This window comes from Pseudomonas sp. URIL14HWK12:I5, from assembly GCF_900176445.1.
GTDB lineage: Bacteria > Pseudomonadota > Gammaproteobacteria > Pseudomonadales > Pseudomonadaceae > Aquipseudomonas > Aquipseudomonas monteilii.
The window spans coordinates 321,647-343,772 of the sequence record NZ_FWXQ01000005.1; the positions used below are offsets into that span (position 1 = coordinate 321,647).

Here is a 22,126-nt window from a genome sequence, read left to right on the forward strand (position 1 = left end):
GTAAACCTGTGGGTCAGGTTTGAGCAGTGGGTTCAAGCGTGAAGAGGCCGGGCGGCGAACCGCCCGGCGGTGAGGGTTACAGATGCGACTCGGCGTACTCGGCCAGCACCGAACGTGGCACACCCTGCAGGGTGATGTGCACGCCATGGGGGAAGTCCTTGAAGCGCTCGGTCAGGTAGGTCAGGCCCGAGCTGGTCGCGGACAGGTAGGGGGTGTCGATCTGCGCCAGGTTGCCCAGGCAGACCACTTTGGAACCGGAGCCTGCACGGGTGATGATGGTTTTCATCTGGTGCGGCGTGAGGTTCTGGCACTCATCGATCAGGATCAGGCTCTGCTGGAAACTACGGCCACGAATGTAATTCAGCGACTTGAACTGCAGCGGCACGCGTTCGAGGATGTACTCCACACTGCCATGGGTACTTTCGTCATCCATGTGCAAGGCTTCGAGGTTGTCGGTGATGGCACCCAGCCAAGGCTCCATCTTCTCGGCCTCGGTGCCCGGCAGGAAGCCGATTTCCTGGTCCAGCCCCTGCACGCTGCGGGTGGCGATGATGCGCCGATAGCGCTTGCTGACCATGGTCTGCTCGATGGCCGCGGCCAGGGCCAGAATTGTCTTGCCGGAACCGGCGGCACCGGTCAGGTTGACCAGGTGGATGTCCGGGTCAAGCAGGGCGAACAGCGCCAGGCTCTGATGGATATCGCGAGGCTTCAGGCCCCAGGCTTCCTGGTGCAGCAGCGGCTCCTGGTGCAGGTCGAGCAATAGCAGCTCGTCGTTGCGGATACCCTTGATCCAGCCGACGAAGCCCTGCTCATCGATGATGAACTCGTTGATGTGCACCGCCGGCAGGTTGTCGATCATCTGCACCCGATGCCAGGTGCGGCCGCGCTCCTGTCGGGTGTCGACTTTGCTGACGCGGTCCCAGAACGAGCCGGTAACCGAATGGTAGCCCTTGGACAGCAAGGACACGTCATCGACCAGCTGGTCAGTGCTGTAGTCCTCGGCCGCAATGCCACAAGCGCGCGCCTTCAGGCGCATGTTGATGTCTTTGGTGACCAGCACCACGTCCAGGTCGGTGCGCCGGCTGCGTACGTCGAGCAGGGTGTTGATGATGATGTTGTCGTTGAGGTTTTCCGGCAGCAACTTGCTCGGTTCGTTGCGCGGGCTCATCAGGATCGACAGGAAGCCCTTGGGCCCACTCTTGTTACGCTGGATCGGTACGCCCTGCTCGACATCGCTGGGCGAAGCGTCACCAAGGGTCTGGTCGATCAGGCGGATGGCCTGGCGGCATTCCGCGGCTATGGTCTGTTTGCCAGTCTTGAGTTTGTCGAGTTCCTCCAGCACCGTCATCGGGATGGCGACGTGGTGCTCCTCGAAGTTGAGTAACGCGTTGGGGTCGTGAATCAGGACGTTGGTATCGAGCACATAGAGGATTGGCTTGCTGGAGGAAGGGTTGCGTCCTTGGTCATCCATACTCGGTCACCTTATGTCGAAGCCATACGGCGCGGTCTGTTGCGCCGCAAAGTGACTGCCGCTCTCCCCGTATCCGCGTTGTTACGGGCGGGAAGCGAACCTGCCTAGGTGGGCCTGGATGACGCCACCTGTGCTGCAGGAATCGGCTGTCTGGTTTCTTCATACCGCAAAAACCATGACCGAAAAAAGCATTTTTACGTCTTTTTGAAGTTTATTTTTCCGATTGACGAAGAGGCCTTGGCGGCGAGGCCAGAGGGGGCTACGCTCAGAAGTCATACCCCTTGTTCGCTATATCCATATTCCCGGCAATCTTCCCAGCCAATCCCGCTTTGGGCGGTATTGCGCAGCAACCATTCCACCGCCGGCTGGGCCTTGGGCAGGCTGTCGTGGAACTGGATCACCCCTTTGCGCCACAACAGCATCAAGGTCAGCACACGCTGCGCCGAGGCCTCGGCGCTCAAAGCGCCATCGTCCTGGGCATCGATATCCCACAGCGATACCCGCAACTGCTGGCTGGCCATGAAGGCCTCGCCATCGGCACGGCGTTGACCGTAAGGCGGGCGGAACAGCGGTACATACTGGCCCGGCAGGTCGGCCTGAATCCGCGCCTGGCTGCGGCGCAGCGAATCCTGCCAGCCTGTCCATTGCGCGTGTGAGCGGTATTCCCAACCCTGGATGCCCACGCACTGCCCGCTATAGAGCTGGCGCAAGGCATTCGCCGGTCCGGCATCACGGCGCTGTTGCAGGCGGTTTCCGAGCACGAAGAACGTGCCCTTCAGCTTCTGCCGGCGCAGATAATCCGCCAGTAAGTCGGTACTACCGCCGTCAGGCCCGGGCCCGCCGACAAAGGTCAGCAGGAACATCCGGTCGTTCAGCTCATCACCATTGCGCTCGCGCGAAGACAGCCGCTCGACCTCACTGCTGGTCTGCGGCAGCAATGCTGCCTTGCGCAGCTGTTCGTCCAGGTAGCGCACATGGAACTGATGGCTCGGCTCGATCCAACCGGTATAGAACGTGCCGACATCAGCAGCGAACGTTGCCGCCTGAGTACGCAAATCCGCCATGGAAGTTACCGGATAGCAAAACGATGCATCCTGCTCGCAACTGCGCTGCGCCTGTTGATAACCTTCCGATAACCGCTGCCACATGCGCGCCCGCACCTGGCGCACCTTCTGCAGATTGATCTGCCGCAACCCCAGCCGTGCCGCCAGCGCCGCATCGTCCAGCAATTCGCTCTCATGCAGCACCTGGGCGAACGAAAGAATCTCGGCCCGCGAGGCCACATCGAACAGCGCGGGGCTATCCAGCTGTTCGGGCCACAGGCTGCGGTCCAGGCTGACCTGGGGTGAAGGGGCGGCTTGCACGGCATAGCTCAACAGAGCAGCCAGCAAGGCAAAGGCGATGCGCACGGTGGAAGGCTCCGCAACGGCAAAACGCGAACTATAGCGCCTGCACCGCCCCATGGTCTGTGACTATCGTCGCCATAGTTTGGACTTGCACCGCCCACCCCGTAGAATCCACGGCCAACGATGCCAGGAGCCGACCCGATGCTGACGGTGATTTCCCCCGCCAAGACCCTCGATTACGACACCAAGCCTGTGACCGAGCGTTTCACCCTGCCCCAGTACCTGGACGACTCTCAGGAACTGATCCAGCAGCTGCGCGAACTGTCGCCAGCGCAGATCAGCGAACTGATGCACCTGTCCGACAAGCTGGCCGGCCTTAACGCCGCCCGCTTCGGCAGTTGGACCCCGGACTTCACCCCGGCCAATGCCAAGCAGGCGCTGCTGGCGTTCAAGGGTGACGTATACACCGGCCTCGACGCCGAGAACCTGGGTGAAGACGACTTCAGCTATGCGCAAAACCACCTGCGCATGCTCTCGGGCCTCTACGGCCTGCTGCGCCCGCTCGACCTGATGCAGCCCTACCGCCTGGAAATGGGCACCAAGCTGGCCAACGCCCGCGGCAAGGACCTGTACGCCTTCTGGGGCACACGCATCAGCGAATGGCTGAACCAGGCCCTGGCCGAGCAGGGTGATGACGTGTTGCTGAACCTGGCCAGCAACGAGTACTTCAGTGCGGTGAAACGCAGCGCATTGAAGGCCCGGGTGATCAACGTCGACTTCAAGGACCTGAAGAACGGCCAGTACAAGATCATCAGCTTTTACGCCAAGAAAGCGCGCGGCATGATGAGCCGTTTCGTCATCCAGCAACGCATCAGCGAGCCGGAACAGCTCAAGCAGTTTGATGTGCAGGGGTACTACTACAGTGCCGAGCAGTCCAAGGCTGATCATCTGGTGTTTTTGCGGGATCATCCAGGCGATTGATCCGGCATTTGCGCTGCTCTTGAGACCGAGCGCCGCCCGCGCGGCGCTCGGTCTCATAGGCAAAGACCCTCTCAAGGCATACCTCTGCGAACCAATCACAAAAAGACTATTTTTTGACGCCAAAAAACCACCACATCTACCCTTATCGCAAAACGCCATAAGACCGCTCATAGCTTTTTTGACGTTTTTTGAAAAATTTTTTCGATGCTGGCATAAAAACATCTAGCAACAGTTTCGTCCTTTATACACGGGGACCAAACACTTGTGTGCTATCAAATTGAAACTGTCCGCCACTGAAAAAATATTTAGAAATCTTTCATTCGGGCGAAACCCAGTCCGGAACTTCTCCTGCGACCTGCCGCTCATAGTGCCGTAACGAATTTCCTGCCTCCGGGTTGTGAGAGATGACTTACAGATGACACGGGCAGCTATCCACTACCTGCCTTGATAACTTCGACAGGTATCACGGAACCCCCGAGACCCTGTTAATGCAGGAGAGACGCGTCCCCTTAAAAATCGTCCTAGTGGTTGATTTCAAAGGATTTTTCCACTTGAAAAAACAAGCACAGCAAGGCGCCAAGTAGCGCATTGCAATAAAGACGGGTGCATTTCAGGGCACGTTTTTTAATTGATGGCTTTTTACTGCCAACTTTGAGTGCATAACTTTTTGCGCTCCGGATTTATTTTGCCTGCGCTCGGCGAAGTGTGCATTCGCCATGGATCCGTGCGCCCGAAAACTGTTGTTAATCAACCCGGCCGGCACTTCTGGTAAGCGTCGGCGTGATAAACACATGAGGTGATAGCGATGCGTATCAGCATCTTTGGTTTGGGTTATGTGGGTGCAGTCTGTGCAGGCTGCCTGACGGCGCGTGGCCATGAAGTGATCGGTGTGGACGTGTCCAGCACCAAGATCGACCTGATCAACCAGGGCAAGTCGCCCATCGTCGAACCTGGCCTGGAAGCACTGCTGCAACAGGGCATCGCCAATGGCCGCCTGCGCGGTACCACCGACTTCGCCGAAGCCATCCGTGCCAGCGACGTGTCGATGATTTGCGTGGGTACCCCCAGCAAGAAAAACGGCGACCTGGGCCTGGAGTACATCGAGTCGGTGTGCCGCGAAATCGGCTACGTGCTGCGTGACACCACCCGCCGCCACACCATCGTGGTTCGCAGCACCGTGCTGCCAGGCACCGTCAAGAACGTGGTCATCCCGATTCTCGAAGACTGCTCGGGCAAAAAGGCCGGCGTCGACTTCGGCGTGGCGGTCAACCCGGAATTCCTGCGTGAAAGCACCGCGATCAAGGACTACGACCAGCCACCGATGACCGTCATCGGCGAACTGGACAGCGCCAGCGGCGACATCCTGCAGGCCTTGTACGAAGAACTCGACGCCCCGGTGATCCGCAAGCCGATCGAAGTGGCCGAGATGATCAAGTACACCTGCAACGTGTGGCACGCCACCAAGGTCACCTTCGCCAACGAAATCGGCAACATCGCCAAGGCCGTAGGTGTGGATGGCCGTGAAGTGATGGACGTGGTCTGCCAGGACACCGTACTGAACCTGTCCCAGTACTACATGCGCCCTGGCTTCGCCTTCGGCGGCTCGTGCCTGCCCAAGGACGTGCGCGCCCTCACCTACCGTGCCGCCAGCCTCGACGTACGCGCACCGCTGCTCGACTCGCTGATGCGCAGCAACGAATCGCAGGTGCAGAACGCCTTCGAACTGATCGAAGCCCACGACAAGCGCAAGGTCGCCCTGCTGGGCCTGAGCTTCAAAGCCGGCACCGACGACCTGCGCGAAAGCCCGCTGGTAGAGCTGGCCGAGCGCCTGATCGGCAAGGGCTACCAGCTGGACATCTACGACGAGAACGTCCAGTACGCCCGTGTACACGGTGCCAACAAGGACTACATCGAGTCGAAGATCCCGCACGTGTCGTCGCTGCTCAACGCCGACTTCCAGCAGGTGATCGACAACGCCGACATCATCGTGCTCGGGAACCGTGACGAGCAGTTCCGTGCGCTGGCCCAACAAGCGCCAGCCGGCAAGCAGGTGATCGATCTGGTCGGCTTCATGAGCAAGCCGACCTGCACCACCAGCCGCACTGAAGGCATCTGCTGGTAAGTGCCTGGCCGGGCAGCGGAAGCCTCCCCACTTCCGCTGCCCACCCTCCCCCGAATTCTCGACGGATGCTGAACATGCAAAGGCTCCAGACCGTGCTGTTGCAGTGCGCCGGGTGGCTGCTCTACATGAGCCTGCTCATGCTGATCGCCCTGGCCCTGCCAGCCGATATCTTCGACTCGCAGTCGAAGCACTTCATCTTCCTGGTCGGCGCAGTCGGCATCTGGCGCTATTCCATGGGCGCCACCCATTTCATCCGCGGCATGATCTTCCTCTACGGCGTGTACCCGTACCTGCGCCGCAAAGTGCAGAAAATGGGCAATGCCACCGACCCGTCGCATGTGTACCTGATGGTGACCAGCTTTCGCATCGAAGCCCTGACCACCGCCCAGGTGTACAGCTCGGTGATCCGCGAGGCGATCAACTGCGGCTTCCCCACCACCGTGGTCTGCTCGCTGGTGGAAATGTCGGATGAACTGCTGGTGAAAAGCCTGTGGGCCAAATACAACCCGCCAGCCCATGTGAAGCTGGACATCGTGCGCATTGCCGGCACCGGTAAGCGTGATGGCCTGGCCTACGGCTTCCGCGCCATCTCGCGCATGCTGCCGGACGAAAACGCCGTGGTGGCGGTGATCGACGGCGACACCGTGCTGGCGGATGGCGTGGTCCGCAAGACCGTGCCGTGGTTCAAGCTGTTCCCCAACGTCGGCGGCCTGACCACCAACGAGTTCTGCGAAGTACGCGGCGGCTACATCATGAGCGAGTGGCACAAGCTGCGCTTCGCCCAGCGCCACATCAACATGTGCTCCATGGCGCTGAGCAAGCGCGTGCTGACCATGACCGGGCGCATGTCGATGTTCCGCGCCAGCGTGGTGACCAACCCTGAGTTCATTGCCGACGTCGAAAGCGACTCGCTGATGCACTGGCGCCTGGGCCGCTTCAAGTTCCTCACCGGTGACGACAAGTCCAGCTGGTTCAGCCTGATGCGTCTGGGCTACGACACCTTCTACGTGCCGGACGCCGCCATCAACACGGTCGAGCACCCGCCGGAGAAAAGTTTCTTCAAGGCGAGCCGCAAGCTGATGTACCGCTGGTACGGCAACAACCTGCGGCAGAACTCCCGTGCGCTGGGCCTGGGCCTTGGCCGCCTCGGGCTGTTCACCAGCATCGTGCTGTTCGACCAGCGCGTGTCGATGTGGACCAGCCTGCTGGGGCTGACCGTGGCGGTGATCGCCAGCCTCAAGTTCGGCCTGGCCTTCCTGCTGGTGTACCTGCTGTGGATCGGCATCACCCGCCTGATCCTCACCGTCATGCTGCTGTGCTCCGGCCACAACGTGGGCCCGGCCTACCCGCTGATTCTCTATTACAACCAGATCATCGGCGCGCTGATGAAGATCTATGTGTTCTTCCGCCTCGACAAGCAGTCGTGGACGCGTCAGCCCACTGCCCTCAAGCGTGACCTCGCCAGCTTTCAACAATGGTTCAACACCTGGTCCTCGCGGACCATGACCTTCTCGGCGGCCAGCATCTTCGTTGCTGTGCTGTTCATGGTCGTGTGAGCCCAACCCGGATCGGATCTAACAGGAACAAACCACCATGAATACCGCCGTGAACGTCAATGTCGTGCATGAGTCCGAAGCCCAGCGCCAACACGCCCGGGTGCGCATTCCCGCCAAGCTGCGTTTCCTGGACGCCCAGCGCCAAACCCACGAAGTGAAGGTCGACGACCTTTCTGCCGGCGGCCTGAGCTTCCACACCAAGCAGCCACTGTCGGTGGGCGATGTACTGCGCGGGCGCCTGCAGTTCGTGGTCGACAACCTGGGCCTGTCGATCGACATCGAGTTCCAGGTGCGCTCGTACAACCCAAGCAGCGGCCGTACCGGTGCGCAGTTCCAGAACCTTGAACCCCGCGACATCGCCACGCTGCGGCACATCATCACCAGCCACCTGTCCGGTGAGCTGATCAGCATCGGCGACGTGCTCAGCACCCTGCAACGTGACAACTTCACCAAGGCGCGTAAGCAAAAAGACGGCGGCTCCGGCCTGAGCGCATTCGGCCGGTTCAAGGCAGTCACCGTCACCCTCGGGGTATTCGTGGTCGGCGTCGCGGCTTTCGGCTTTGTCGCCAAGTCGTTGTACGGCATGTATTTCGTCAGCCATGCCGAAGCAGGTGTGGTCGCGGTACCGACCACCACCATCACCATGCCACGCGACGGCACCGTGAGCAGCCTGGTCGAGGGCGGTGGGCAGATCGCCAAGGGCGCGCCATTGGCTAGCTTCACCACCAGCATGCTGGACATGCTCAAGGGCAATCTGGACGACTCGCAGCTGGAGCCGGCGAAGATCGAAGAGCTGTTCGGCAAGCAGCTGTCCGGCACCCTCACCAGCCCCTGCGATTGCGTGGTCGCCCGCCAACTGGTGGACGACGGCCAGTATGCCGCCAAAGGCCAGCCGATTTTCCAGCTGATCCCGCGCACCACCACGCCCATGGTCGAAGCCCGCTTCAGCTACCGCCAGTTCGACGAGGTCAAGCCAGGCACCCGGGTCAACTTCCAGGTCGCCGGCGAAGACGAAGTGCGCACCGGCCAGATCGTCAGCAGCGCCAGCCTCAACAGCGACGACCTCGCCTCCGACATTCGTGTGCAGATCAAGCCTGACAGCGGCCTGCCCGCCGAACTGGCCGGCCGCCCGGCTGCGGTCAACAGCGACCGTGGCCCATCGCTGAACTGGCTGATCGACAAAGCCGTGGCCCGTGGGCTGTAAGAGGATCACAGCATGATTCCCTACAAGAAGAGCGCAAGCCTGGGCCTGTGTGCCCTGGCTGCCGCCATCACCTTGGCCGGCTGTGCCGGCCTGCCCGACCAGCGCCTGGCCAACGAAGCCATGAAACGCGGTGACACGGCCTTGGCCGAGCGCAACTACAAGGCCCTGGCCGACCTGGGCTACAGCGAAGCGCAAGTGGGCCTGGCCGACATCAAGGTGGCCACCCGCGACCCGTCGCAAATCAAGGAAGCCGAGGCCACCTACCGCGCCGCAGCTGCCACGTCGCCCCGTGCCCAGGCACGCCTTGGTCGCCTGCTGGTGGCCAAGCCCGACAGCACCCAGGCCGAACGCGAAGAAGCCGAAACCCTGCTCAAGCAAGCGGCCCGTCAAGGCGAAAGCAATACCCTGATCCCGCTGGCGATGCTCTACCTCAGCTACCCGCAGAGCTTCCCCAAGGTCAACGCACAACAGCAGATCGACCAATGGCGCGCCGCCGGCAACCCGGAAGCGGGCTTGGCCCAGGTGCTGCTGTACCGCACCCAGGGCACCTACGACCAGCACCTGGGCGAGGTGGAGAACATCTGCAAGGCCGCCCTGAACACCACCGACATCTGCTACGTCGAATTGGCCACCGTATACCAGAAGCGTGGCCAGGCCGACCAGCAGGCCGACCTGCTCGCCCAGCTCAAAGCCGCCTACGCCCGTGGCGCAGTGCCGGCCACCCGGGTCGACAGCGTTGCCCGTGTGCTGGCTGACCGCAGCCTGGGCCAGACCGACGAGAAAACCGCCAAGGACCTGCTTGAGCAGGTGGCCCCGACGAACCCGGCGTCCTGGGTCAGCCTGGCGCAACTGGTGTACGACTTCCCCGAACTGGGCGACACCGACCAGTTGCTGGCCTACATCGACAAGGGCCGCGAAGCCGAACAGCCTCGCGCCGAACTGCTGCTGGGCCGCCTGTACTACGAAGGCAAGACCCTGCCAGCCGACGCCAAAAAGGCCGAGCAGCACCTGCAGGCTGCCGCCGACGCAGGCGAGATCAGCGCCCATTATTACCTGGGCCAGCTGTACCGCCGCGGCTATTTGGGCAACGTCGAGCCGCAGAAAGCCGTCGACCACCTGCTGGCCGCCGCCCGTGGCGGGCAGAACAGCGCCGACTATGCCCTGGCCCAGCTGTTCAGCGAAGGCCACGGCATTCGCCCGCAACCGGGCAACGCCTGGGTGTTCGCCCAGCTGTCGCAGGTCAACCCGACGCCGCAATCGAGCGAACTCTTGCAGCAACTCGACCAGCAACTCACGCCTGACCAACGTAGCCAGGCGCAGCAACTGCTGGCGCAAGAGAAGCAGGCACGCGGCAGCATGGCCCAGGGCGCGAACAGCACCCTGGCACTCGAAGCCCTGCAAGACGACGAAAAAGAAGTAGACGGTGAGGACTCGCTATGACGCTCAATCCCTTCGTGAAAGCTGGCATCGGCCTGAGCTTCGCCCTGCTGTGGTCCTGCCCGACCCTGGCGGAAATGACCGCTGAGAAAAACTTTGGCCTGGACGTGAAAATCACCGGCCAGTCGGAAGACGACCGCGACCTGGGCACCCGCCCTGGCGGCGACGTCAACGGTCTGGGCCTGGACCTGCGCCCGTGGGTGTACGGCGAACGCGGCAACTGGAGCGCCTACGCCATGGGCCAGGCCGTCGCCGCCACCGACACCATCGAAACCGACACCCTGCGCCAGAACGACGACGGCACCACCACCGACACCGGTGACGACAGCCGCCAGCCAGACAAAAGCTACCTGGCCATGCGCGAGTTCTGGGTGGGCTACAGCGGCCTCACCGCTTACCCCGGCGAGCAACTTCGCCTCGGTCGCCAGCGCCTGCGCAGCGACGATGGCATGTGGCGCGACACCAACATCGAAGCGCTGAACTGGACCTTCGACACCACCCTGCTCAAGGCCGACCTGGGCGTGGCCCAGCGCTTCAGCGAATACCGCACCGACCTCACCGAGCTGGCCCCGGAAGACAAGGACCGCACCCACATCTACGGCAACGTCGCCACGCAGTGGACCCCTGGTCACTGGGTAGGCGTACGTGCCCACCACACCCACGACAGCGGCAGCCTGAAAAACCCGGGAGAAACCGTCGACGCACTGGACAAAACCCGCACCGGCGACCTGACCTGGCTGGGCCTGGAAGCCAACAGCGACGCCTACAACTGGCGCAACGACCACACCGTCAACTACTGGGGCAGCGTCACCTGGCTGACCGGTGACCGCGACACCCTCAGCAGCCAGGCCGTCGGCGGCGAGCAGGTTGCCACCGGCAAGCAGAGCGGCGATGTCAATGCCTGGGCCACCGACCTCGGCATCCGCCTGCGCCTGGACCCGCAATGGCAGGTCGGTGCGGCCTATGCCCGTGGTAGCGGCGGCGGGGGCGACGACGGTTCGAACAACTTCGAGCAAACCGGCCTTGAGAGCAACCGCTCCAACTTCACCGGCACCCGCTCGCGCGTGCACCGCTTCGGCGAGGCATTCCGTGGCGAGCTGGGCAACCTGCAGGCCGCCACCCTGTTCGCCTCCTGGCAGCTGCGCGACGACTACGACGCCAGCCTGATCTACCACAAGTTCTGGCGTGTCGACGGCAACCAGAACATCGGCTCCAGCGGCATCAATGCCGCCGTCGACGACAACGGCGTCAACCGCCAGCTGGTCGACGGTGAAAAAGACCTTGGCCAGGAAATGGACGTGGTTGTGACCAAGTACTTCAAGCAAGGTCTGCTGCCAGCCTCCATGAGCCAGGCCATCGACGAACCGTCCGCCCTGGTGCGCCTGCGCGCCGGTGTGTTCAAGCCGGGCGACGCCTATGGCAAGGAAGCGGACTCGTACATGCACCGCGCCTTCGTCGACGTGATCTGGCGATTCTGAGGCCGGGAGAAACCTGATGAACCTTCACCCGCACTTACGTCACAGCCTGTTGGCCAGCGCCTTGCTGCTGGCCAGCGGCCTGGTCGCCGCCGCAGAACCCCAGGTTATTGCCAAGGAACTGCAGCAGGCCAAGACCTATACCGTGGCCAGCGCGCCGATCGAGCCGCTGCAGATGGACCCGCCAAAGCTGCCCGACCTGACCGGCTTCACCGCCGAGGCGGTGCAGAAGAAGATCGACCGCAGCCACAAGGGCAAGGTCAGCCTGCGCCGCATGTTCCAGGAGGACACCCTCAAGGAGTTCGTCGGCGGCGACAACAAGGCGGCCGAGTGGGTGCAGCGCCAGCACGGTATTCCGCAGGCGATCTTCGTCGATGACGGCCATGTCGACCTGGTGGAACTGAGCAAGAAGGTGCCCAAGCAGTACCTCAGCGAAGTCGAGCCAGGCGTGTACCTGGCGCGCCTGCCGATTGTGGTCGGGCAAAAGGGCATCCTCGAGATCGACGGCAAGGTCAAGCAGTTGCGCCTGTCCCAGGAGGGCGGTTCGTTCCTGGTCAACGACGGCAAGCTGTTCGTCACCGACACCCAGGTGACCGGCTGGCGCGAGAAGGACAACGGCCCGGCGACCTTCCGCTCGCCCAAGGAATTCCGCCCGTTCCTGCTGTCGTGGGGCGGTACCGAGACCTACATCGTCAATACGAAGATGGCCAGCTTCGGCTACGCCAAGTCCAAATCGTACGGTGTGAGCATCTCGCAGTACACGCCGAACATGGCCAAGCGCATGGGACGCCCGGAACCCACCGGCTGGATCATCGGCTCTGAGTTCAGCGACATGTGGTACGGCTTCTATTGCTACGAAACCCAGGACTTCGTGGTGAAGGACAGCACCTACCGCGACAACATCGTCTACGGCATCGACCCGCACGACCGCTCGCACCGCCTGATCATCGCCGGCAACACCGTGTACGGCACCAAGAAGAAGCACGGCATCATCGTTTCGCGTGAGGTGAACGACAGCTGGATCATCAACAACAAGAGCTACGACAACAAGCTCTCGGGCGTGGTGATCGACCGTAACAGCGTCAACAACCTGATCGCCTACAACGAGATCTACCGTAACCACACCGACGGCATCACCCTGTACGAAAGCGGCGACAACCTGATTTGGGGCAACAAGCTGATCAACAACCGCCGCCACGGCATCCGCGTGCGTAACAGCGTGAACATCCGCCTGTACGAAAACATCGCCATGGCCAACGGCCTGGTGGGCGTGTACGGCCACATCAAAGACCTGTCCGACACCGACCGCGACATCGCCCTGGACCCGTTCGACACCAAAGTGTCGCTGATCCTGGTAGGCGGTGAGCTGACGGCCAACGGCTCCGGCCCGCTGTCGATCGACTCGCCGCTGTCGGTCGAGCTGTACAAGGTTTCGATGCTCGCCCCGCGCAAGGCCAGCGGTATCAGCCTCAACGGCATCCTGGGCGAACGCCAGGACGAAATCCTCGACCTGCTGGTACGCCAGCAAAAGGCTGTGCTGATCGACCCGGTCGAACGCCAGACCGAAATGATCGATTAAGGAAGCCCAGACCATGACCCCACACCTGATGAAACTGCTGGGCCTGTCCGCCGCCCTTCTGGCGATCAGCCAGGGCGTGCGCGCCGACGACGTGAAGGCCCCCACCTTCACCGCCGAGCCGTGCTGCCAGCTGTGCCCTGAAGCGCATGACGCCAGCCGCTACACCACCCGTTACCAGCAGAACTTCACCACGCTGGTGCAGGCCAAAGGGGACTGGCTTTTCCGTACCCGCGAAGACCTGCGCACCGAGTTCAACACCACCCCGGCCGGCTACAAACGCCTGCAGCAGGTGCACGACGCGTTCAAGAAGCGCGGCGTGGAACTGGTGGTGGTCTACCAGCCGACCCGTGGCCTGGTGAACCGCAACATGCTCAACCCGGCCGAGAAAGCTGCCTTCGATTACCAGAAGGCGCTGGGCAACTACCAGGCCATGCTCAAGCGCTTTGCAAGCATGGGCTACAACGTGCCCGACCTGTCGCCGCTGACCAACGAACAGCTGGCCGCCGCCGACCAGGGCAAGGACTTCTACTTCCGTGGCGACCAGCACTGGACACCTTACGGCGCCGAGCGCGCGGCCAAGATCGTGGCCGACACCGTGCACCACATGCCGGCCTTCGAAGGCATCCCGCGCAAGGAATTCGAAACGAAAAAATCCGGGCGCATGGGCAAGACCGGCACCCTGCACAACGTCGCCGGCCAGCTCTGCGGCACCAGCTATGCAGTGCAGTACATGGACCAGTTCGCCACCGAGCCGAAAGGCTCCAGCGGCGGTGGCGACGACCTGTTCGGTGACAGTGGCAACGCGCAGATCACCCTGGTCGGCACCAGCCACAGTGGCAAGAACTACAACTTCTCGGGCTTCCTCGAACAGTACATCGGTGCCGACGTGCTCAACGTCGCCTTCCCCGGCGGTGGCCTGGAAGGTTCGATGATCCAGTACCTGGGCAGCGAGGAATTCAAGAAGAACCCGCCGAAGATCCTCATCTGGGAGTTCTCCCCGCTGTACCGCCTGGACCAGGAAACCATCTGGCGGCAAATCCTCGGCCTGCTCGACAACGGCTGCGACGACCGCCCGGCGCTGATGAGCGCCAGCACCACCCTCAAACCCGGCAAGAACGAGCTGATGGTCAACGGCAAAGGCGGCGTGATCAAAGACCTGATCAACCGCAACCTGCAGATGGACGTGAAGTTCGAAGACCCGTCGGTGAAGGTATTGCAGGCCACCCTTTGGTACCTCAACGGTCGCCACGAAGACATCAAGCTGGAAAAGCCGGAAACCTCCGACACCGACGGCCGCTTTGTCTTCCAGATGCGTGAAGACGAGGACTGGGCCAGCCAGAGCCTGCTGGCCTTCGAGGTGCAAGGCCCGGAAAGCGGCACCCAGAAAGTCGAAGCCAAGCTCTGCAAACGCAACAACTTCGCCGTGCCCGCGCAAACCGCGCAGGCCGGCCAGTGAGGCGACCCATGACTACCTTCAAGCGAATCTTCCGCCCCGCCCTGCTCGCGCTGGCCCTGTTCGGGGGGGCCGCGCATGCCGCGCTGGTCCCCCCCCAGGGGTATTACGAGGGGATCGAAAAGCTCAAGACCGGCGACGGTAACTTCCGTTGCGAAGCAACGCCCAAGCCGTACACCGGTGCGCTGCAGTTCCGCAGCAAGTACGAAGGTTCGGACAGTGCCCGGGCAACCCTCAACAAGGATTCCGAGCAGGCCTTCCGCGATTCGACCAAGGACATCACCACCCTGGAGCGTGGCGTGGCCAAGATGGTCAACCAGTACATGCGCGACGGACGCCCGGCACAACTCGACTGCGCCCTGACCTGGTTGGGCACCTGGGCGCGTGCCGATGCGCTGATGTCCACCGACTACAACCACACCGGCAAATCCATGCGCAAATGGGCGTTGGGCAGCATGAGTGGTTCCTGGCTGCGCCTGAAGTTCTCCAACTCGCAGCCGCTGGCCGCGCACCAGGCCGAGGCCGAGCTGATCGAGAAATGGTTCGCCCGCCTTGCAGAGCAAACCGTGCGCGACTGGAGCAACCTGCCGCTGGCGAAGATCAACAACCACAGCTACTGGGCCGCCTGGTCGGTTATGGCCACCTCGGTGGCGACCAACCGCCGCGACCTGTTCGACTGGGCCGTGAAGGAATACAAGATCGGCGCCAACCAGGTCGACGAGCAGGGCTTCTTGCCCAACGAGATCAAGCGCAAGCAGCGCGCCCTGGCCTACCACAACTACGCCCTGCCACCGCTGGCGATGATCGCCAGCTTTGCCAAGGCCAACGGTGTGGACCTGCGCAGCGAAAACAACTTTGCCCTGCAGCGCCTGGGGGAAGGCGTGCTGTACGGCGCTCGCGATCCTAAGCACTTCGCGGAACGCGCAGGCGAAAAGCAAGACATGAAAGACCTCAAGGTCGACAGCAAGTACGCCTGGCTCGAACCGTGGTGCGCGCTGTACCAGTGCGTGGGTGACACGCTCGAACGCAAGCACGGCATGCAGCCATTCGACAGTTTCAGGCTCGGCGGCAACCTGACCCGGGTCTATGACCCGAGCGCAGACACCAAGAAGTAACGCAAAACCCTGTAGGAGCTGGCTTGCCTGCGATGGGCCGCGAAGCGGACCCGACAATGGCTGGGCAAGGCTTCGCCTTGCATCACAGGCAAGCCAGCGCCTACAGGGATCTAGGTAGCCCCCCACTTTTGTGTGGGGGGTTTGGGGGGCGCTGTGCCCCGGATGCTGTGAACAAAAAGGAGAACCGGGATGGTCTTCTCGTCCAACGTGTTCCTGTTCCTGTTCTTGCCGATCTTCCTCGGCCTGTACTACTTGAGCGGGCAACGCTATCGCAACCTGCTGCTGCTGGTCGCCAGCTACATCTTCTATGCCTGGTGGCGGGTGGACTTCCTGGCCCTGTTCGCCGGGGTCACCCTGTGGAACTACTGGATCGGCCTTAAAGTCGGCGCCGCCGGCGTGCGCACCAAGCCGGCCCAGCGCTGGCTGCTGCTGGGCGTGGGCGTCGACCTGGCAATCCTTGGCTACTTCAAGTACGCCAACTTCGGTGTCGACAGCCTGAACGCGATCATCAGCTCGTTCGGCCTGGAGCCGTTCATCCTCACCCACGTGCTGCTGCCGATCGGTATCTCGTTCTACATCTTCGAGTCGATCAGCTACATCATCGACGTGTACCGTGGCGACACCCCGGCCACCCGCAACCTCATCGACTTCGCAGCGTTCGTGGCGATCTTCCCGCACCTGATCGCCGGCCCCGTGTTGCGCTTCAAGGACCTGGTCGACCAGTTCAACAACCGCACCCACACCCTGGACAAGTTCTCCGAAGGTTGCACCCGCTTCATGCAGGGCTTCATCAAGAAAGTGTTCATTGCCGACACCCTGGCGGTGGTGGCCGACCACTGCTTCGCCCTGCAAAACCCGACCACGGGCGACGCCTGGCTGGGCGCGCTGGCCTACACCGCGCAGCTGTACTTCGACTTCAGCGGCTACAGCGACATGGCCATCGGCCTGGGCCTGATGATGGGCTTCCGCTTCATGGAGAACTTCAAGCAGCCCTACATCAGCCAGTCGATCACGGAGTTCTGGCGGCGCTGGCACATCAGCCTGTCGACCTGGCTGCGCGACTACCTGTACATCACCTTGGGCGGTAACCGCAAAGGCACCTTCAACACTTACCGCAACCTGTTCCTGACCATGCTGTTGGGCGGCCTGTGGCATGGCGCCAACTTCACCTACATCATCTGGGGCGCCTGGCACGGCATGTGGCTGGCCATCGAGCGTGCGCTGGGCATCGACACCAACCCGCAGCGCTTCAACCCGGTGAAATGGGCCTTCACCTTCCTGCTGGTGGTGGTCGGCTGGGTGATCTTCCGCGCCGAAAACCTGCACGTGGCCGGCCGCATGTACGGCGCCATGTTCAGCTTTGGCGACTGGCAGCTGTCGGAACTCAACCGTGCCCAGCTGACCGGCCTGCAAGTGGCCACCCTGGTGATCGCCTACCTCACCCTGGCGTTCTTCGGCCTGCGCGACTTCTACCGCAATGCCAAGCCTTCGCCCAAGGCGACCCCGGTGCAGGTCAACACTGACGGCTCGATCGGCCTGGACTGGACCCGGGTGATGACCCGCGCCCTGGTGCTGCTGCTGTTCGTGGCCTCGATCCTCAAGCTCTCGGCGCAAAGCTACTCGCCGTTCCTGTACTTCCAGTTCTGAGGCCGATGACATGAACCGTACTTTACGCATCACGTATTCACTGTCGTTCCTCGGCTTGCTGGTGGGCATGGGCGTGTGGTCCACCGGTGGCCTGCAAAGCTTCCAGCGTACCGAGCAGATGACCGTGCTCAACGGCAAGCTGGCCAAGGCCGCCGAAACCCACTACGACGAGCAGTTCCCGATCAAGCGCCTTGGCACCAACGTCTGGGCCGCGCTGGACTTCAAGCTGTTCAACGAAGGCCGCCCCGGTGTGGTGCTGGGCCGCGACCAGTGGCTGTTCAGCGACGAAGAGTTCAAGCCCACCGCCGGTGCCGAGCAACTGATGCAGGAAAACCTGGCGCTGATCCGCGGCGTACGCGACACCTTGCAGCAGCACGGCAGCCAGCTGGTGCTGGCCATCGTGCCCGCCAAGGCGCGTATCTATTCGGAATACCTGGGCAAGGAGCAACCAGCCAGCCTGCACGACGACCTGTACAACCAGTTCCATGCTCAGGTGCGCCAGGCCAACGTGTTCGCCCCGGACCTGCAAGCGGCCATGGAACAAGCCAAGGCCCGTGGCCAGGTTTTCCTGCGCACCGACACCCACTGGACGCCGATGGGCGCCGAAGTGGCAGCGCAGGCGCTGGCTGAAGCCGTAAGCCGACAGAACCTGCTCAACGGCGACCCGCAAACCTTCGTGACCGAAGCCGGCAGCACTGCGCCCTACAAAGGCGACCTGACCAACTTCCTGCCGCTCGACCCGCTGTTCAGCAACCTGCTGCCAACCCCGGACAACCTGCAACAACGCACCACCCGCCCGGCAGAAGCAGCGGCTGAAAGCGACGACGCGCTATTTGCCAACAACGAGATCCCGGTGGCGCTGGTGGGCACCAGCTACAGCGCCAACCCACACTGGAACTTCCTCGGCGCGCTGCAGCAAGCGCTGCGCAGCGACGTGGCCAACTACGCCGAAGACGGCCACGGCCCCCTGCTGCCAATGCTCAAGTACCTGCAAAGCGATGCCTTCAAAAATGCCGCACCCCAGGTGGTGGTGTGGGAATTCCCCGAACGTTATCTGCCCATGAAAAACGACCTCAGCAGCTTCGATCCGCAGTGGATCGCGCAGCTGAAAAACTCGCGTAAATCCGAAGAAAACCTGGCCTTGTCGTCCACCCGGACGAACCACTGAACGATAGAGAGGAAATGCACATGACTACCAAGACTTCCATTGCCAAAGCCCTCACCCTCGCGGCCGGCCTTTCCCTTGCTTCGATGCAGGCCTTCGCCGGTGCCGACGCCGCCCTGTATGGCCCAAGCGCGCCGAAAGGTTCGACCTTCGTGCGCCTGTACAACGCCGCCAGCGCACCCGCTGCCGCTTCGGTCGGCAACACCCAGATCAAACAGGTGGGCGCCCAGGCCAGCAGCGACTTCAGCTTCCTGCCAGGCGGCGACTATACCGCCCAGGTTGGCGGCAAGAGCGTGCCGGTGAAGCTGGCTTCGGACAAGTACTACACCCTGGTCAACAGCAGCAACGGCAACCCGCAACTGATCGAAGAGCCGCCGTTCAAGAACAAGCAGAAAGCCCTGGTGCGCGTGCAGAACCTGAGCGACCAGCAGCTGACCCTGAAAACCGCCGACGGCAAGACCGAAGTGGTCAAGCCGGTGGCCGCCAACGGCCGTGGCGAACGTGAAATCAACCCAGTGAAGGTCAACCTGGCGTTGTTCCAAGGTGACAAGAAAGTGGGCGACGTGAAACCCGTCGCCCTGGAGCGCGGCGAAGCCGCGGTGCTGTACGTAACAGGTTCCGGCAACGCCTTGTCGCCGGTGTGGGTAACTCGCCCCGTGGCTAGCAACTGATCCCTCTGCCTATTAACGACTATTGGAGAAACATGATGATCCCGGTAATTCTTTCTGGTGGTAGCGGTTCGCGTCTGTGGCCTCTGTCGCGCAAGCAGTTCCCTAAACAGTTCCTGGCCCTGACCGGTGAACACACCCTGTTCCAGCAAACCATCGAGCGCCTGGTGTTCGAAGGCATGGACACACCGATCGTGGTCTGCAACAAGGACCACAAGTTCATCGTCCAGGAGCAACTGGCTGCCCTGAAGCTGGAAACCCAAGGCATCCTGATGGAGCCGTTCGGCCGCAACACCGCGCCGGCCGTGGCCATGGCCGCCATGAAGCTGGTCAACGAAGGCCGTGACGAGCTGATGCTGGTACTGCCCGCCGACCACGTGATCGATGACCAGAAGGCGCTGCAACGCGCCCTGGCTTTGGCCACCGTGGCCGCCGAGCGTGGCGAAATGGTGCTGTTCGGCGTACCGGCGACCAAACCGGAAACCGGCTACGGCTACATCCGCTCCAGCCAGGATGCACTGCTGCCCGAAGGCGTGGCGCGGGTGGCACAGTTCGTTGAAAAACCCGATGAAAAACGCGCCGCCGAGTTCGTCCAGGCCGGTGGCTACTTCTGGAACAGCGGCATGTTCCTGTTCCGCGCCAGCCGCTTCCTCGAAGAGCTGAAAAAGCACGACGGCGACATCTATGACACCTGCGTGCTGGCCCTGGAGCGCAGCCAGGAGGACGGCGATGTGCTGAGCATCGACGAAGCCACCTTCGCCTGCTGCCCGGACAACTCCATCGACTACGCGGTGATGGAAAAAACCCAGCGCGCTTGCGTGGTGCCGATGTCGGCCGGCTGGAGCGATGTGGGCTGCTGGTCGTCGCTGTGGGAGGTGCACGAGAAGGACGAGGATGGCAACGTCACCAAAGGCGACGTGGTGGTGCAGGACAGCCGCAACTGCATGATCCATGGCAACGGCAAGCTGGTGTCGGTGATCGGCCTGGAAAACATCGTGGTGGTCGAGACCAAGGACGCCATGATGATTGCCCACAAGGACAAGGTCCAGGGCGTGAAGCAGATGGTCAAGACCCTTGACGAACAGGGCCGCACGGAAACCCAGAACCACCTGGAAGTGTATCGCCCGTGGGGCTCGTACGACTCGGTGGACATGGGCGGCCGCTTCCAGGTCAAGCACATCACCGTCAAGCCAGGCGCCAGCCTGTCGCTGCAGATGCACCACCACCGTGCCGAGCACTGGATCGTGGTGTCTGGCACTGCCGAGGTGACGTGTGACGAGAACGTGTTCCTGCTGACCGAGAACCAGTCGACGTACATTCCGATTGCCTCGATCCACCGCCTGCGCAACCCGGGCAAGATCCCGCTGGAGATCATCGAAGTGCAGTCGGGTAGCTACCTGGGTGAGGATGACATCGAGCGCTTCGAGGATGTATACGGGCGCACATCGACACCGGCAGAGCGTGGGGTTTCAGTGAAGACCATCGCGCAATAAGTAACACCTAGGGGCCGCTTTGCGGCCCTTTCCCATTTCAGGCTACGATGGTCAGACCCGCGCAACCAAGGTCTGCACGCCCCATGATCATCGGTGCCTTCCTCATCCTCACCTGGCTGGTGCTGCTGCTGCGCTACCCGGCCAAGGCTTTGCCGATCTCGCTGGCCGCTGTGTGTGGCCTGGGTTTGGTGGCGTTGTTTGTCGTCTGGCAGGACAACCGCGAAACCTCACGACTGGCCCGCCTGGACTTGCGCCTCGTTTATGCCCCCGAACAATGCCCTGCCGACCGTGCGTTGCAAGTACGCATGAAGAACGGCAACAAGGTGCCGCTCACCGAACTGCGCTGGCGGGTGGCGGCGTATGCGCCGGGCGATACCGTGAACCTGGCCGAGAACACCTACAACGCCCCACGCTATCGAGGGCCGGGTGAATTGCAACCGGGGGCCGAGTGGAAAGACTGCCTGCCATTGCCACCGCTGCGGTCCGGGTACCGGCCGCAAACGCTGGAATTCCGTGCCGAACACCTGCAAGGCACCTTCGCCAATTAATCAAAGGCCTCCCCCATGCCCACCGTTCTGATCACCGGTTGTTCCAGCGGCATCGGCCGCGCCTTGGCCGACGCCTTCCGCGATGCCGGCCTCCACGTCTGGGCCACTGCGCGCAAAGCGGAGGATGTTGAAGTGTTAAGCGCCGCCGGTTTTACCGCGCGGCAGCTGGACGTAAATGACAGCGAGGCCCTGGCCCGCCTGGCCGAGGAGCTCGAAACCCTCGACATCCTGATCAACAACGCCGGCTACGGCGCCATGGGGCCGTTGCTCGACGGTGGCGTGGACGCCCTGCGCCAGCAGTTCGAAACCAACGTGTTCGCCGTGGTGGGTGTAACCCGCGCGCTGTTCCCGTTGCTACGCCGCTCACGAGGAACAGTGGTGAACATCGGCAGTGTTTCCGGCGTGCTGGTCACACCGTTCGCCGGTGCCTACTGCGCCTCGAAAGCGGCGGTGCATGCCTTGAGCGATGCCTTGCGCCTGGAGCTTGCACCGTTCGGTGTGCATGTTATGCAAGTGCAGCCCGGGGCGATTGCCTCGCAATTTGCCAACAATGCCCAACGCCAGGCGGAGCAGGTGCTGGCGGCGGACTCTGCGTGGTGGCCGTTGCGTGAGCATGTACAGGCACGGGCGCGGGCTTCGCAGGACAAGCCGACTTCGGCGGCGGTATTTGCCCAAGGCGTACTGGCGGCCGTTGGCAAGTCACCCGTACCCGCTGTGGTGCGGTTGGGGAATGGCAGTACGGCGCTGCCGCTGATGGCCCGGTTACTGCCTCGGCGGGTGCTGGATTGGGCATTGCGCAAGCGGTTTGGGCTGCTGCGTCCGCTTTGATTTTTCTTTTGCCAGTACCGGCGATGGGCCGCACAGCG

Annotated in this window: 17 protein-coding genes; 15 read left to right on the forward strand and 2 right to left on the reverse strand. The window is 62.4% G+C overall.

Features of this window, described 5'->3' with window-relative positions; translation table 11 throughout:
- Positions 1 to 76 precede the first annotated feature (76 nt).
- A complete protein-coding gene (locus B9A31_RS14145) occupies positions 77 to 1,471 on the reverse strand; it encodes a PhoH family protein (RefSeq protein ID WP_012274097.1) in 1,395 nt (464 codons plus the stop codon).
- Positions 1,472 to 1,743: 272 nt separating this feature from the next.
- Positions 1,744 to 2,880, reverse strand: coding sequence for a polysaccharide deacetylase family protein (locus B9A31_RS14150; protein ID WP_027609121.1), 1,137 nt, complete (start codon positions 2,878 to 2,880; stop codon positions 1,744 to 1,746).
- Positions 2,881 to 3,018: 138 nt separating this feature from the next.
- On the opposite strand from B9A31_RS14150, the gene yaaA reads away from it, so the two are divergent.
- The 15 genes from yaaA (at position 3,019) to B9A31_RS14225 (ending at position 22,088) form a co-directional block, all read left to right on the forward strand.
- A complete protein-coding gene (gene yaaA / locus B9A31_RS14155; protein WP_084297080.1) occupies positions 3,019 to 3,798 on the forward strand; it encodes a peroxide stress protein YaaA in 780 nt (259 codons plus the stop codon).
- 805 nt (positions 3,799 to 4,603) lie between these two features.
- Positions 4,604 to 5,920: a nucleotide sugar dehydrogenase gene (locus B9A31_RS14160; RefSeq protein ID WP_016713524.1), complete on the forward strand. Its 1,317-nt coding sequence runs from the start codon at positions 4,604 to 4,606 to the stop codon at positions 5,918 to 5,920.
- A 74-nt stretch (positions 5,921 to 5,994) separates the two neighbouring features.
- A complete protein-coding gene (locus B9A31_RS14165; RefSeq protein WP_025753970.1) occupies positions 5,995 to 7,476 on the forward strand; it encodes a glycosyltransferase family 2 protein in 1,482 nt (493 codons plus the stop codon).
- A gap of 37 nt (positions 7,477 to 7,513) precedes the next feature.
- Positions 7,514 to 8,680, forward strand: coding sequence for an alginate biosynthesis protein Alg44 (locus B9A31_RS14170; protein WP_016713522.1), 1,167 nt, complete (start codon positions 7,514 to 7,516; stop codon positions 8,678 to 8,680).
- 12 nt (positions 8,681 to 8,692) lie between these two features.
- Positions 8,693 to 10,120 carry an alginate biosynthesis TPR repeat lipoprotein AlgK gene (algK, locus tag B9A31_RS14175; protein WP_019097269.1) on the forward strand — a complete coding sequence of 476 codons (1,428 nt, stop codon included), beginning with the start codon at positions 8,693 to 8,695 and terminating at the stop codon, positions 10,118 to 10,120.
- Positions 10,117 to 11,595 carry an alginate export family protein gene (locus B9A31_RS14180; RefSeq protein ID WP_019097270.1) on the forward strand — a complete coding sequence of 493 codons (1,479 nt, stop codon included), beginning with the start codon at positions 10,117 to 10,119 and terminating at the stop codon, positions 11,593 to 11,595. Before algK ends, B9A31_RS14180 begins: the two co-directional genes overlap by 4 nt.
- A 16-nt stretch (positions 11,596 to 11,611) precedes the next feature.
- On the forward strand, positions 11,612 to 13,171 hold the full coding sequence (algG, locus tag B9A31_RS14185; RefSeq protein WP_016713519.1) for a mannuronan 5-epimerase AlgG: 1,560 nt from the start codon (positions 11,612 to 11,614) through the stop codon (positions 13,169 to 13,171).
- Between the two features lie 13 nt (positions 13,172 to 13,184).
- The gene (locus B9A31_RS14190) at positions 13,185 to 14,627 is read left to right on the forward strand and encodes an alginate O-acetyltransferase (RefSeq protein ID WP_025753973.1); all 1,443 of its coding nucleotides are present in this window, start codon (positions 13,185 to 13,187) and stop codon (positions 14,625 to 14,627) included.
- 8 nt (positions 14,628 to 14,635) lie between these two features.
- The gene (locus tag B9A31_RS14195; protein ID WP_025753974.1) at positions 14,636 to 15,739 is read left to right on the forward strand and encodes a mannuronate-specific alginate lyase; all 1,104 of its coding nucleotides are present in this window, start codon (positions 14,636 to 14,638) and stop codon (positions 15,737 to 15,739) included.
- A 189-nt stretch (positions 15,740 to 15,928) separates the two neighbouring features.
- Positions 15,929 to 17,386 carry an MBOAT family O-acyltransferase gene (locus B9A31_RS14200; RefSeq protein WP_019097272.1) on the forward strand — a complete coding sequence of 486 codons (1,458 nt, stop codon included), beginning with the start codon at positions 15,929 to 15,931 and terminating at the stop codon, positions 17,384 to 17,386.
- 10 nt (positions 17,387 to 17,396) lie between these two features.
- The gene (locus B9A31_RS14205) at positions 17,397 to 18,554 is read left to right on the forward strand and encodes an alginate O-acetyltransferase (RefSeq protein ID WP_025753975.1); all 1,158 of its coding nucleotides are present in this window, start codon (positions 17,397 to 17,399) and stop codon (positions 18,552 to 18,554) included.
- Positions 18,555 to 18,574: 20 nt separating this feature from the next.
- Positions 18,575 to 19,222: an alginate O-acetyltransferase AlgF gene (locus B9A31_RS14210; RefSeq protein ID WP_084297081.1), complete on the forward strand. Its 648-nt coding sequence runs from the start codon at positions 18,575 to 18,577 to the stop codon at positions 19,220 to 19,222.
- A gap of 35 nt (positions 19,223 to 19,257) precedes the next feature.
- Positions 19,258 to 20,712, forward strand: coding sequence for a mannose-1-phosphate guanylyltransferase/mannose-6-phosphate isomerase (locus tag B9A31_RS14215; protein WP_025753976.1), 1,455 nt, complete (start codon positions 19,258 to 19,260; stop codon positions 20,710 to 20,712).
- Positions 20,713 to 20,795: 83 nt separating this feature from the next.
- Entirely contained in the window at positions 20,796 to 21,260 is a 465-nt protein-coding gene (locus B9A31_RS14220; RefSeq protein ID WP_025753977.1) for a hypothetical protein, read from the forward strand.
- A gap of 15 nt (positions 21,261 to 21,275) precedes the next feature.
- Positions 21,276 to 22,088: an SDR family oxidoreductase gene (locus tag B9A31_RS14225; RefSeq protein ID WP_027609118.1), complete on the forward strand. Its 813-nt coding sequence runs from the start codon at positions 21,276 to 21,278 to the stop codon at positions 22,086 to 22,088.
- The last annotated feature ends 38 nt before the right edge of the window (positions 22,089 to 22,126 follow it).